General features: G+C 62.7%; 14 protein-coding genes. 5 read left to right on the top strand and 9 right to left on the bottom strand.

Translation table 11 applies throughout. From position 1 onward, the window contains the following. From ACYVD5_RS06810 to ACYVD5_RS06820, 3 genes are all read right to left on the bottom strand, one after another. Positions 1–846 (bottom strand): MDR/zinc-dependent alcohol dehydrogenase-like family protein, encoded by an 846-nt coding sequence (locus tag ACYVD5_RS06810; RefSeq protein WP_461000062.1) that lies wholly within the window; start codon positions 844–846, stop codon positions 1–3. A gap of 234 nt (positions 847–1,080) precedes the next feature. Continuing rightward, the gene (locus tag ACYVD5_RS06815; protein WP_461000063.1) at positions 1,081–2,544 is read right to left on the bottom strand and encodes an SDR family NAD(P)-dependent oxidoreductase; all 1,464 of its coding nucleotides are present in this window, start codon (positions 2,542–2,544) and stop codon (positions 1,081–1,083) included. Between the two features lie 4 nt (positions 2,545–2,548). Next, positions 2,549–3,679 carry a sedoheptulose 7-phosphate cyclase gene (locus tag ACYVD5_RS06820; RefSeq protein ID WP_461000064.1) on the bottom strand — a complete coding sequence of 377 codons (1,131 nt, stop codon included), beginning with the start codon at positions 3,677–3,679 and terminating at the stop codon, positions 2,549–2,551. Positions 3,680–4,011: 332 nt separating this feature from the next. Between ACYVD5_RS06820 and ACYVD5_RS06825 the strand changes: the two genes are divergently transcribed. Further along, positions 4,012–4,464 carry a hypothetical protein gene (locus tag ACYVD5_RS06825; RefSeq protein WP_461000065.1) on the top strand — a complete coding sequence of 151 codons (453 nt, stop codon included), beginning with the start codon at positions 4,012–4,014 and terminating at the stop codon, positions 4,462–4,464. On the opposite strand, the gene ACYVD5_RS06830 is transcribed toward ACYVD5_RS06825, so the two are convergent. The 4 genes from ACYVD5_RS06830 to ACYVD5_RS06845 all read right to left on the bottom strand — a co-directional run bounded on the left by ACYVD5_RS06830 (position 4,412) and on the right by ACYVD5_RS06845 (position 7,336). Continuing rightward, positions 4,412–5,587: an MAB_1171c family putative transporter gene (locus tag ACYVD5_RS06830; protein ID WP_461000075.1), complete on the bottom strand. Its 1,176-nt coding sequence runs from the start codon at positions 5,585–5,587 to the stop codon at positions 4,412–4,414. The two genes, ACYVD5_RS06825 and ACYVD5_RS06830, sit on opposite strands and share 53 nt — an antisense overlap. Before the next feature lie 26 nt (positions 5,588–5,613). After that, a complete protein-coding gene (locus tag ACYVD5_RS06835) occupies positions 5,614–6,117 on the bottom strand; it encodes an ImmA/IrrE family metallo-endopeptidase (protein ID WP_461000066.1) in 504 nt (167 codons plus the stop codon). Between the two features lie 605 nt (positions 6,118–6,722). Continuing rightward, on the bottom strand, positions 6,723–7,118 hold the full coding sequence (locus ACYVD5_RS06840) for a C-terminal helicase domain-containing protein (RefSeq protein WP_461000067.1): 396 nt from the start codon (positions 7,116–7,118) through the stop codon (positions 6,723–6,725). Next, entirely contained in the window at positions 7,082–7,336 is a 255-nt protein-coding gene (locus ACYVD5_RS06845) for a hypothetical protein (protein ID WP_461000068.1), read from the bottom strand. The genes ACYVD5_RS06840 and ACYVD5_RS06845 overlap by 37 nt, the downstream gene beginning before the upstream one ends. 598 nt (positions 7,337–7,934) lie before the next feature. Between ACYVD5_RS06845 and ACYVD5_RS06850 the strand changes: the two genes are divergently transcribed. The 3 genes from ACYVD5_RS06850 to ACYVD5_RS06860 are packed head-to-tail and all read left to right on the top strand — an operon-like array spanning position 7,935 to position 10,395. After that, the gene (locus ACYVD5_RS06850; RefSeq protein ID WP_461000076.1) at positions 7,935–8,498 is read left to right on the top strand and encodes a DUF3887 domain-containing protein; all 564 of its coding nucleotides are present in this window, start codon (positions 7,935–7,937) and stop codon (positions 8,496–8,498) included. 53 nt (positions 8,499–8,551) lie between these two features. After that, entirely contained in the window at positions 8,552–9,502 is a 951-nt protein-coding gene (locus ACYVD5_RS06855) for a lysostaphin resistance A-like protein (RefSeq protein WP_461000069.1), read from the top strand. Between the two features lie 29 nt (positions 9,503–9,531). Continuing rightward, complete coding sequence (locus tag ACYVD5_RS06860; protein ID WP_461000070.1) at positions 9,532–10,395, top strand: CPBP family glutamic-type intramembrane protease; 864 nt, start codon at positions 9,532–9,534, stop codon at positions 10,393–10,395. 90 nt (positions 10,396–10,485) lie between these two features. Here the strand turns inward: ACYVD5_RS06860 and ACYVD5_RS06865 are convergent, their stop codons facing one another. Then, complete coding sequence (locus tag ACYVD5_RS06865; protein ID WP_461000071.1) at positions 10,486–11,232, bottom strand: SDR family oxidoreductase; 747 nt, start codon at positions 11,230–11,232, stop codon at positions 10,486–10,488. Between the two features lie 280 nt (positions 11,233–11,512). Between ACYVD5_RS06865 and ACYVD5_RS06870 the strand changes: the two genes are divergently transcribed. Continuing rightward, the gene (locus ACYVD5_RS06870; RefSeq protein ID WP_461000072.1) at positions 11,513–12,112 is read left to right on the top strand and encodes a TetR/AcrR family transcriptional regulator; all 600 of its coding nucleotides are present in this window, start codon (positions 11,513–11,515) and stop codon (positions 12,110–12,112) included. 115 nt (positions 12,113–12,227) lie between these two features. Here ACYVD5_RS06870 and ACYVD5_RS06875 read toward each other — a convergent pair whose 3' ends face one another. Next, on the bottom strand, positions 12,228–13,046 hold the full coding sequence (locus ACYVD5_RS06875; RefSeq protein WP_461000073.1) for an SAM-dependent methyltransferase: 819 nt from the start codon (positions 13,044–13,046) through the stop codon (positions 12,228–12,230). Positions 13,047–13,205 lie beyond the last annotated feature (159 nt).

Here is a 13,205-nt window from a genome sequence, read left to right on the forward strand (position 1 = left end):
CTATCCCTTCGAACCGTATCGCGTGGTTACCATGATTTTCCCAGGGTAGTCAGCACCTCTGGCCATCTCGTTAAGGAAGCCGGGAAACTCGGATAACTGCACCTCTCTGCTCGTGAGATCGGCAACACGAAACCGGTCGCCATTATCGCTGACAAGTTTCATCGCCTTATTGAAGTCCCTTGTAAAGCACCCGTATGCGCCCGTAAGCCAGTAGTCCTTGCCATGTGCTTGAACGTATTTCCGGGTCTCGCGCCTGCGGATTGGATCAATGTCAATATCAGTGTCGAGCCATTCATCGCCGCCCTGGGTGCCACCGTATAGGAGAATCGCTCCCTGTGGATTACAGAGGAGATGCGCGTCATCCATAACAGAACGCACGATCCTCGTGGTTGCTATGATGACGTGATCGAACTGGTCACGATACTCGGACACGTCTGAAAGCGAATGCAGCATCGACGAGCTGATCAGATTCCGTCGCTTCAGAAAATCCAGCCGCTCCTGCCCACGATTAAAAACGTGAACCTCGGCTCCGAGGTGGCCACAATACATAGCGAACAGCGCGCCGGAACAACCCGCCCCGACAATCGCCACTGAATCGCCGGGAGTGATCGTCGACAGCTTGCTGGAATCAACCGCATGGACGATGCACGCGAATGGTTCCGGGATCCACCGGATGTGGCTCAGTGACTGATCGCGCAGCGGTATGACGCATTCACTGATGGTTTCTGCTGTGCCCTGCACATACATAAACTCGGCAAATCCCGCGCTTCTCTCTGGCGTGACGTTCGGGTTAAAGGTGACGGTGGTTCCTGCGGCTACGTTGAGACCAGGAACAGTGTTCGACACCGCAATCCCGACAACCTCGTGGCCGAACAGAGGGCCTCGGTCCGCAGGTATGTCCCGCGCGCCAACAACTTCCTTTACGTCCGCTCGGCACACACCCATTCTCAACACGCGGATTACAACTGCGGATTCCAAGCCCAGCAAGGGAGGCAGGTCCTGCTCGCGAGCCTCAACGCGGCCGTTGACCAGTCTGCATTGCGTGTGAATGTCTGCGGAAGACTCATTGCAAACTCGGAGTCAGCCATTTTCGGACAGCTTTTCCCGGTTAGCTACCGTGGCACGGGACAGCCTTCCAAAGATCAGGGCGATCACCAGGCTCAACGCTGCAAGAGCAACTCCAGAAAGGGGAATGACCGTAGCGTCTCCGCCAAAGAAGCTAAGCGCGAGACCACCCACGAGCGCTCCGAGACCATTTCCAAGGTTGAACGCCGAGACATTCACCGACAAGGCCAGCGTCGGCGCATATTCCGCGGCGGCCAGGACCCGTGCCTGCAATGCGGGAATAATCGAGAACCCTGTGGCACCGAAAACGAACAAGGCCGGAACGGCGGTTGCTTCGAGGAACGAACCGGCCCACCACAGCAGAGATCCCACCATCACCGCAGCGACCGCAATGATGGATCCCGTTCGCGGATAGAGGTCGGCGACTCTACCTCCGACAAAGTTTCCGCAAATTGCTCCAACACCAAAGACCACCAACAGGATCGGTATTGCGGATGACGCAAACCCTGTCACCTCTTCGAGCGAAGTGACAATATAGGTAGATGACGCGAACACGGCGGCTTGAGCGAATACGGTAATTACGGCGGCCACGATCACCGACACGTTCTTAAGCTCGCGCGCCTCGGTCTTGACAACTTCGAGAGTGAGGCGCTCCGGCCTTGGGATATTTCTCGGGATAAGGAACACCAAGGCGACTAGCGTGACGCCGGAAAAGATGGCGATGAATGCGAAGGTGGCGCGCCATCCGAGGCTCTGGCCAATGAAAGCATCAGACCAAGAGGAGTCGCCGTGTACGACCAGCGCTCTACCCGCGTACTCCTTTCCGCAAGTACGTAGGATCGCGTTGGCAAGCGGGCCGAACGATTCGGCGGTCATGTATTCGCTGTAGTCGAAGTCGGGCGTACGACGTGCGCGGATGCCAGGGGTGTCGACCATCCCTTCCGGCAATGCCTGGATGAATCTCACAATGCTGGTGTCGATCTCCTGCGCTAGCGAGCGAATGAGCGAATCGGCGGCTGCCTTAGTGGCCGCGTACCCGGAACGTTGCGGGCCGGCGTTGTAGACAACTTCCGATGAAATATGGAGAAATGCCCCGGGCGCGGCCGCCCGCAAGAGCGGAAGCGTCGCGCGTAGCGTCGATGCCAACCCGTGCACGTTGATCGTGAACTGGTCGAGCCAATCGGCCTCTGAGACTTCAGAGAAGGGTTCCCGTTTTGACGTGAAGTAGACGGCGGAGTAGCAGACAAATTCCAGGTCCACCGGGAGCGCCGATCTCAGCACTTGCTCTGAGGCTGCAGGATCTCGCAGATCGAGAGGATGCCAGTGCAGGTCATCGGCACTTTTTCCGATAGGCTGACTGCGGCTGAAGACGTGGGTTTCAAGGCCGGCAGCGGCCCATGCATTTGCGATGCCCCTTCCAATACCCTTGGACCCTCCGATGACGGCCGCGGCGCGCTTTCCGGTTCGCACATTCCTCATACGATCACCGACCCAAACCGGTAAGGTCAGAAGCGGGTACTTGTGCCGGTTCGGATACGTTGCTCTGGAGAAGGCGGATTGCATCCCGTAGCTCAGTTGCGGTTACGTCATTCACGAAACGGTGGCGACCGATGCCGAGCGGAAGGGGCAAGCGCTGCTTGCCATCGCGATGGTGCACGGTGTCGCGCAGCGCGTTCTCGAGGAGACTTGGCTCCGTCAGGACATCGTTCCACATAGGGAGGTCAAGGTTCCTCATCACGGAATAAATACGGTCCGCGTCATCCTTGCTTACGTCGCCACGTAGGGTGGCTAGCGCCGTCGTGATGGCCATGTCGATTGCCACGGCCTCGCCGTGCAGCAGCTCAGGCAAGGCGTGCATTTCAATGGTTGGACTGAAGGTGTGCCCGTAGTCGACACACCGTTCAAGCGTGGCTTCCCAGAGGTTGGGTTGCAATTCTTCCAGCATCAGATGAATGGACTCCGCCACGATGGTGCCGGCGACTGAGCCGAGCTCGTCCGTAGTGCCTTGAAATCTGTCGGCGCGGACGGCAGCTCCCCATAACTCGAGGAGAGTGAAGAGTTCCTCGGACCTGATCAGGGCCATCTTGAGTACCTCGGCGAGGCCGTTGCTGATCTGGCGCAGGTCAAGAGTGCGGAGAAAAGACGGGTCGAGGAACGTGGCGATTGCCGGGGCGTATGTGCCCAGCCTGTTCTTTCCGTGCGCGTAGTTGACGCCCGTCTTCACCCCGATACCAGCGTCGACAAGTCCAACCAGCGTCGTTGGGATTCGAATGTACGGGGTGCCGCGTCGGTACATGCTGGCGGCGAAGCCGACGACGTCCGTCAGGACGCCACCTCCCACGGCGAGTACCGGTTCACGGCGCCTGTCGATGCCGAACTCGTTCATCGCATCGACTACGAGTGATACTGCATCCCACTGCTTAGCAGTTTCTCCGGCTCGCAGCGGCACGATGGTGGCCTCGATCCCGTGGGCCGAAAAGAATCCCTGCATCTTCTCGCCGTAGATCACGTCCACAACTTCATCGACCACCACGAGACGCCTATCCCCTCCGCCGCAGCGGGGCATCCTCACAGCCCGCCAGAAGCGTGGGGTTCTCCGGCGCGAAGAGGTCATTGGACGTCACCACGTGATATCGGACCTGACGGACGGCCTCAACAGTCCACGCTGGGCCGCTGTCCACGACCTGGCGAAGCCCCTCGGCGTAGGCGATGGTGCGCATAGAGCCCTCCTGTTCACGTGCCACTCTACTAGTCGATGACACCCCATACAGGCATCATGGCTACTATATAAGCAGCTGAAGCGCTATGCTAGCGCCGACGGCAGGGTTGCGGCAGGTTGCTACTAGATATACCCTCAAGGCCCATGAACTGGGCCGATGTCGTCACGAGTGGTAGCGACGCCCGCCCGACGACTCTTGGCCAACGAAGCTCAAGGAGGTCGGCTTGATGGCAACGCTCGCTGAACGGTTGAACTCGTGGTTTGCCGATGCAGCTGTCCCCGACAGTGTCGGCCGGCTTCGCGAGCCTTCAACCTCGGAGGTGGCCAAGGCGATTGCGGAGGACCCCAGTCATGAGGTGAGTGTCTCCAGGAGCTACCTCACGGCGTTGCGCAACGGATCCCAGACCAATCCCACGGTGAGCGTTCTGTCAGCGATTGTGAAGTACTTCCAGTCTCGAGACATGACTGTTCCCGTATCACTGAGCGCCCTGGTCGATGAAGTGCCGCCAGCAGATTCGTCGGGCAATCACGATTCGTGGGCGCGCACAATGTCCGACAATCAGGTCCGTTCGATTGCGCTCCGAGCGGGAAAATTCACGCCGGAACTCAGGGAGCAACTGCTGGCCATTATGGATGCACTCGGTGAATCCTCGAAGAATGAGGACCAAGACCCCTCGTAATTGTATACGAAATCATGGTCCCGTTTAACTCGCGTGAAATGTTGATCAGGGTGTTCAAGTCAGCTTCGTAGTCGTCATGGCATTGGCTGCCGCGTGGAGCGAAAACAAATGTGGGATCTCTCGGCATATGAGGATCTACCGTGTTGCTCGCCGCCATGGCTAAGGCGCATTCAACAAGGCGCGCAGCTTCTGGGCAGGTTGGACCGCCCTCATGGCTGAAGCTGTCGCCACCAATGGATGCGATATAGGGGCTGAGTCGAGTCAGGCCATCCCTACATTCCACGTAGCGACGATAGACATCACTTTCATTCGCGAACCATCGCTTTTCGCTTGTTCTGCCGTCATCGAGCATCAGCTCAGGGTAGACGGCCATCAAACTACTCCAAAGCTGGCCAAGATCCCGGTACTGTCTGCAGTAATTTAGGCGTTCTTCTATTATGTGCGCCATGCTCACGATCCATGGCAAACCAACGCCAATGCACGCCAGGATCAGGGACAACTGCCCAAATGCAAAATTGTGGTTATTCGTGATCGGCTGATCAGGCACACGCATGGCGGGAATGTTGGCCCATAGAATCCTGAAGACACAGGTAGCTGCGAGGCCCGCAAGCCCGGACGAAATCAGTGTCAGCGAAACTTTCCGTAGCGCGTACCCCTGCTTGATGTGCCTCCGGGCAAAGACCGCACATGCTGTAAAACCAAAGAACAGATAGATGTTTCCGAGGGTGTAGAAGGCACACACTCTCCAGTCAACGAGATACTCGGATGTCAGAACGTGGTTTCGCATCTCGGGAGGAATGAATGCCGTAATGAGGAGCATTCCTGCAAGGGATAGCCCGCAAGCGACCACTTCCAATGGCCATGGTGGCACCCAACGCCTCAATGGAACTTGTCTAAGGAACCCAACCATTAGACAAAGTCCCGACAGAATCATCACGTTGTAGGTGATCTTAGAGAACCCAGTGAAGGTGATCGGATCAATCACCCGGAGAATGTACGGCTGACTAACAAGGTTTCCGGATCCCAAGAGGAGGAGTGCGAGAAAAAGGTGCATCCGCATCGGGTCGCGAAATCGGCGCCTGACCATAATTGGTATCGTCCACGCGGCCCCTGTCAAGAGCATGGAAATCGTGACGAGATTGAGAGTGATCACGTGGTGCTGTCGGTGAGAACGAGGCTGTTGTACACTGACGGCCGCCAGGGCTCATCAAGGCCATAGCGCGACGTCCGCTGACTCAGGGAGATAGCCTGCCGCATCATCGTGGATGCGATTATCTCAGCGTCTTTTTCGTCTCTATTTGAATAGAATGATCGATGGTGCACCTCTGTCGTCAGCTTACCCTCCAGATCGTGCGCCACGATATGTCCGACCTCATGAAGAATTATATGGGCTTGGTGTGCCCGAGTGGTTTTAGAGCGATAAACAATCACATCTTCAGTGTCACGCGAAATCATCATGCCGAAAGGCCCATCCGCGGGGAGGTCCCACTCGACCAGCTGGATGGGACGTTTCCTAAGTACTCCGAGCATGTTGCAGAGATCGATGACGCTCACAGGTAGCTGCGGACTGAGTTGGCGCATAAGTTGCCGGCTGTGGCGCCGCAGTTGGCTGTCGCGCCGTTTATCTTCGCGCGCAGACAGAATGTGCTTCACGTCCCATTCCCCCTACACCTGAGTCAGAGAGCTGTCCCGATACAGTCGCCTGTCTTCTGGCACCGTGGCGGTCCGCCGGTGACGCAGGTCACCCCGACTTTTCGTCGCCCGGGAGGCGCGGGACGCACGGGGTGGCAGGCTCTTCGAATGAGGAATTCGGGTGGATGCACAAAATCTCCAGAGGTAGGGGATGTATTGTCTGCTTCCACAATTTGGAAACGTACCAAGTATAACCAATGACAGCAATGTCCCTTTTGTCATTTTTGGGCGTTTTGGAGCCTAGTTCACCGGTGATCGCACCGCGGACCACCAGGTGACACAGGTGGGCGACCGACCACTGGCGACCAGTGTGACCACATGCGGACAAAAGATGCTGAAGTTGAGATTCGGAAAACGGACGCTTTCGGGGACGTTACGCAGATTGATGTCCCTTCATTGTTGAGATTGGGTTAAGAAGGCTGGTCACGGGGCCGTTCGTGGGCCATGGGCGGGCGTAGAGAGAACAAACCCGGCTCGGTCTCGACGAGAATGGCGAAGCTGACCAGACATCTGACCTTAGAGCGGACGTTCGCAATGTTGTTGATCACGATGGACAGGTGCAAGGGCTAGTACAGATCGCGAGCGTGCAGCGGCCGGGCGAAGCATCCATAATCTACCGGTCGGCTCCCGGCGCGCCACCCGCTCATCGCGGCGACCACTTCGCGGGCCAGGTCGGCCTCGGAGACATCGTAGGCCTCGGGTGCGCTCTCGGCGGCCTCGCTGATCCGGGCGAAGTCCTCGAACAGCTCGCGCTTGTGCCCGCGGATCCCGATGATCCGCTGGTCCACTCCCTCGTCCGAGAGGAGGTGGCGCGCCTGTACGGACTCGAGTTGACCCATCCGGTGGGCGCGGGCGATGGCCTGCCACTCCATGGTCGGCTTGAGCTGTGGCTCGCAGATGACGACCACGGGCACCGCCTGGATGTTCAGGCCGACGCCGCCGGCCTGACTCTGGGCGAGCACGGCACCGTGTCCGGCCTGAGAGAACCGGTCCACATCGCCTGCCGTTTGGCAGCGGGCACCGAGCCGGTGAGTGGCCCGAACACCTGGCGGGCCGGCTCGATGATCTCCTCGGGGAGGTCGCCGTGAGTCTTCTCCTCGTCCTCGGTGAGGAACCCAAGTTCGGACAGCATGGCGAAGTAGTCGGCAGGCCGGGACCGGAAGTCCTCCCCGACTGGCATTTCCGCGACCAGCCTTGCGTGCCTCGCTGCTGCGTACCTTGTTCAGACGTCTGTTGTCAGCCGGGTGAGTGTTGCGTCTTCCTCTGGGGTGCATCCGGGGAGTTGCGCCAGACGGGCGGTGAAGCCGAGGAGCCTGCCGTCCTTGGGACGCAGCGGGAGCACGCGCCACGCCACCACGCCGTCGCGGTCCACTTCGACGACCCCGCCGCGCAATTGCTCGACGGCACGGGCGGCGGGCGCCGACCTCCGGCGCCCGCAGTCTGCCTGTGCCAGCAGCCTCCAGGTTGGCCACCGCGTTGGTGTGGCCGTCCTCGGCGGCCCGGCACCACCGGTGCTCAGCATCGTCGATGCGACCGGTCCGTACCAGAAGCACACCAAAGTTACCCAGCGTATTGGTATCGCCATCCTCGGCAGCCGGGGCGCCAAGCCGCCTCGGCTACGGCATGACGCCCCGGCGGTAAAGGCGGCAACCCACACCCGGTTGGGCAGCTTCGGACATCGTTGTCGCGCACCCTCCTGGCCCACAACCCGGGTGTAAAGATAGTCTTTACAAATGCAAGAACGATTGACAGATGCACTGCGGGTCTTGAAAGCGCGCATGGAGGCGTTCCTCGCGGCACGTGTCCTGACGAAGGACGACGACTGGGCCGACTCGATAGGGCGTGCCGCGAGCATGCAGGCGGCCGCGGATGACGTCGTGCGTGCTGTCGTGCAGCAGGCGCGCCAGGACGGCGCTACGTGGCAGGTCATCGGTGACGCGCTCGGCGTGAGCAGGCAAGCGGCGTTTCAGCGCTACGGCAAGCCGATCGATCCCAGAACAGGAGAACCCATGAACACCGCGCCGCTCTCCGGCGTTGCCGAACTGGCCGCCTCGACGATCGAGGACCTCGCTTCCGGACAATGGACGCGTGTCACCGAGCAGTTGGATCCGACCATGCGCGATGCCCTGTCGGAGGACGCGCTCGCGGCCGCGTGGGCACAGATCGTGGGCCTGTCAGGAGCCTTCGAGGGGCTTGGAGAGCCGGAGGCCACCCGGGCCGGCGACGTGACCATCACGAACACGCCACTCTCGTTTGAGGCAGGCGACTACACGGCGCGGATCGCGTTCCGCGACGACCGCACCATCGCCGGTCTGCACATCCTCGAAGGGCAGATGTCGTGACCAATGAACCTCCGGGCGGGTCGAAGGCGACCACACCCCGTGGCGGACCCCGCATGAGCAGCCGAGATCTGCGACCCATCGGCGTATTCACCGTCCTGGCGTTCGCGCTCGCCTGGCTCTTCGCGCTCCCTCTCTGGTTCGGTGACGGACTCGCCAGCCCCTGGTTCGCCCCCGTGGCAACCGCCACGATGATGGCCCCCGCGATCGCCGCCCTCGTCGTCGTGTTCTTCGTGGAGCGTCCGCAGCAGAAAGCGTGGACGCTCGGGCTGCGGCCGCTGAGACCGGTTCGCAGACTCCTCGTCTACTCGGCGCTGGGAATCTTCGTGTCCATCGCGCTGGTCCTGGTGGCGCTCCCGATCGGCGCGCTGCTGGGGGTCTATCCGGCCGACTTCACGAACTTCTCCGCGTTCCGGCAGGCCCTCGACGAGCAAGCGGGGACCGCAGGAGCGGCCGAAATCCCGATACCAATCGGCGCGCTCATCGCCCTCCAGATCGCGATGCTCCCCTTGGCGACGTTCATCAACCTCATCCCGGCGCTGGGCGAGGAACTCGGGTGGCGAGGGTGGCTGCTCCCGAAACTGCTACCGCTCGGTACACTCCCAGCCCTCCTGGTCTCCGGCGTGATCTGGGGCCTTTGGCACGCCCCGCTCATCCTCCTCGGATACAACTACCCCGATGCACCGGGCTGGCTCGGCTTGACCGCGATGGTCTGCATGTGCGTTCTGGTCGGCGCGGTCTTCAGCTGGCTGAGGCTCCGATCGGGATCCGTGTGGCCCGCAGCCCTGGCACATGCCGCATTCAACGGAGCGGGCGGGACCTACCTCCTTTTCGCCGCAGCGGGAGAGCACGTCGACACCACGCAAGCGACGATCCTCGGCTGGAGCGGGTGGATCGTGCCGCTCGCGCTCGTCGTGGTCCTGATCGCCACAGGACAGTTCGCTTCCGCGAAGCACCCGTCCACCCCGCCGTCGCAGCAGGGGCTTCTCGGGGGGAGAACCAAGTAAGCCCGAAAGGGGCGCTCATCGACGCCCGGATGGGCAGGACCAACCCGGCCGCGGGCGGCACCGACTACACGCCGCTGTACGACGGCCTGGCCATGTTCGCGCTTGCCCTGCTCATCCCGTGGAGCATGCTCATCCAACGGTGGCTCTACGGGGTGCGGGGCGTCTCGCTGCATTCGGTGCTGTCGCGCTTCCGCCTCGAGGTGTTCGGTAGGGCGCTCCTGGTCATCGGCCCCATCTGGCTGGTGCCCACGATTGTCCTGACCGTATCGATGCCTGCCGAGCAGACCTTCTGGTCGACCACCGACCTGATCGCGTTCTTCGCCTTGACCATCCTGCTGACCCCGCTGCAGTCGGCCGGTGAGGAGTACGGTCTGCGCGGACTCGTCCTGCGGGTCGCCGGGAGCTGGAACCGCGGTCCGCGCATCGCGCTGGTCGTCGGCATCCTCGCCTCCAGCCTGTTGTTCACGAGCATCCACGGCGCGGGTGATCCCTGGATCAACGTCTGGTACTTCACGCTCGCTGTCAGCCTGGCCGTCATCACCTGGCCACCGGCGGCATCGAGACCGCGGTCGTCATCCACGCGCTGCTCAAGACGTTCACGTTCCTCCTCTCTCCACCGCCCTGCACTTAGCTGCGTCCTGTGGGCCTGCTGGTCGAGCGCGTGGATGCTGCGGGTGTTGCGCGAGCTCCAAGCGGCACACGAGACCCGTGCCGCACTGGCGCTCGCGAACGAGCGCCTGCGTATCTCACGCGACCTGCACGACGTGTTCGGCCGGACCCTGGCCCCCACCGGGGGTACCGGGGTCCGCGCGATGTCCGAGCGTGTGCGCGCGCTCGGCGGGCACGTCACCACCCGCCGTGACGGAGGCTGGTTCCTGCAGCGCGGGCTCTGAGGCCGGGGCGGGGTCCGCGGCGTAGTGCCGTTGCGGTCTCGGGGAAGGCTTGCCATCAGCCCAGCGGTACTGGGCTTGCACCAGCAACCGTTAGGCGAGCTCCCCGATACCGCCGTCGACGCGCAGCACGGTTCCGGCGGTGTAGGCGGACTCATCAGAGGCGAGATAGACGGCCGACTTCGCCAACTCGGCGGCGGTCCCCAGGCGGTGGAGGGGCACGGTCCGGCGGAGTTCCTCGTAGACGGCGGCTCGGCGCTCAGGTCCGAGGGAATCGAAAGCTCCGGTGACCGTGGGGCCCGGGCTCAGCCCGTTGACACGCACGCCCCGGTCCTTCAGTTCGTGGGTCAGCCCGCGGGTGTAGGACAGCAGACCCGACTTGGACGCGCCGTAGACCGTCGCGTTGTCGTGTCCGATGAAAGCGGACACCGAGCCGACCAGGATGACCGAAGACTGCTGCGAGAAAAGCGGCAGGAGCGACTTGACCAGGAAGAACGGCGCTTTGAGGTTCGTGGCGACGAGCCTGTCGAACGCTTCCTCCGTCCATTCCCCGATGGGGAGATGAGTGGTGTCGGCGGCGTTGCTCATCAGGATGTCGAGCTTCGGCCATTCCGCACTCAACCGCGCCGCGAGCTCCGCCTGAGCCGGCACGTCGCCGGCGTCACTGGCGAGGGTCAGCAGCGGTCCCTCCAGCTCGCGGGCTGCCGCGTCCAGCTTTTCCCTGGATCGGCCGGTGATCGCCACCGAGGCTCCCTCGGCGAGGAACTCGCGGGCGGTCTCGAAGCCGATGCCGCTCGTCCCTCCTGTGATCAGTGCGTGTTTCCCTGCAAGGCGTCCCATGGTCTTCCCTTCCTTTGTTCGGCCCCGCCCCGGTCACCTGACCTGCTGGGCCACCGGCGCGGAATGCGATCACTGCGGCCGACCCAGCCGACGCGGCTGGGTCGGACCCGCGCTTGAGCGCGGTGGCCAGGCCCATACCGCCCGGGTGCGGGCCCACTGCCGCGACCGCCTTCGCGGGCGTATCAGCGAACGACCGACTTCTGTGCAATCGTTCAAAAAGTAACGAGCCAAAAGCTACGACTTCTTGAACGCACTGTCAAGAAGTAGTAGCCTCCAACGCGTGGCACGCACCGGACGCCCCCGCGAGTTCGACAAGGACCAGACGCTGACGCGTGCGCTGGAGCTGTTCTGGGCCCGGGGCTATGGGGCGATATCGATCCAGAACCTGGTGGACGCGCTGGATGTCGAACGCGGCAGCCTCTACGGAGCGTTCGGGGACAAGCGCCGCTTCTACCTCGACGCCGTCAGGCTCTACTGGGAGGTGTACGAGCGGCGCCTGATCGCCGCCCTGGACACCGATCCCCTCCTACCTGCCCTGCGCGAGATCCTGACCCACCCGGCCCGCCTGGACGAGCTGATCTCCGACATGGGCACCCCGCACGGTTGCCTGGTCGGCAACACCACCGCCGAACTCGTCCCCCACGACAGCGAGGCGACGGAGATCGTCACCCGCTCCTACCGGCGCTTCACCGACATCGTCACCGACGCCCTCCGCCGCGCCCAGGCCACTGGCGAGGTCACCGACACCGCAACCCCGGAGTCGCAGGCCCGGCTCCTGCTCTATATCGTCCAGGGCCTCTCACTGGTTTCCCGGGCCGGCCTCGACAGGACGGCGGCTCTGGCCGCGATCGACACCGCGATCGACGCACTGCGGACGTGACCGGGACACCATCGCCGCCGGCCGATCCGCCGCCGTCCCACAGGTTCTGTCGTGGGCGCGCGCCGATACCGGCCGACCGCCCCCATCGGCGGCGCCGGCGCCCGGGCGGCCAGGGTCAGGGCTTGCGCGCCACGCCGCCGTACTGGTCCATGCCGCGCCGCGTACCGACCTCGATGGATTCAGGGCGCCACAGCGGGCACGGGACCACGCCCGGTTCCACCAGTTCCAAGCCGTCGAAGCGGCTTTCGATCGCCTCGGGGCTGCGGAGCAGGTACGGGAGCCCGCCCTGCTGGTTTCCGTGCTCCATGGCCTCGTTGTACGCCTCGCTGGTATTGGTGCCGTCATACATCGCCAGGTAGCTGCCGGAGGGCAGCGCGTCCATGAGCCGCCGCACGATCGGCTGCACCTCGTCGTCGGGCATGTGGCCGAGGATCCCCAGCAGCATCAGCGCGACGGGCCGGTCGAAGTCCAACACGTCGGCGGCCCGTTCCAGAATCGCGTCCGGTTCGCGCAGGTCGGCGTCGATGTAGTCGGTGACACCCTCGGGGGACCCGACGAGCAGGGCGCGCGCGTGGACCAGCACCAGCGGGTCGTTGTCCACGTAGACCACCCGGCTCTCCGGAGCGACGGACTGGGCGACCTCGTGGGTGTTGTTGGTGGTGGGCATTCCGGTGCCGATGTCGAGGAACTGGCGGATGCCCGCCTCGCCGGCCAGGTAGGTTACGACGCGCATCAGGAACTCCCGGCTGGTGCGGGCCAGGTCCGCGATCTCCGGGAAGGACGCGTACACCTGGTCGCCCACTTCGCGGTCGATCGGGAAATTGTCCTTGCCGCCCATCCAGTAGTTCCAGATCCGGGCTGAGTGCGGCACGGAGATATCCAACTCCGGCGCAGGGGTGTCGGCGGGGACGGGCTGGAAGAAGCCGTCTGTCATCGAATACCTACCTCAGTCAGCAAGCCGGATGGCCTCCGTGGCAGGGAGTCCGCGGGCCTGGCCACCTGGAAGTCCGCTCTCGGCCGGATGCGGTCGGCAATGCCGGGAAGTTAGTGCCGGGCGTGAGATGTCAACCCCGGCGGCAAACAGGACACGGCC

This window comes from Streptomonospora sediminis, assembly GCF_054778995.1.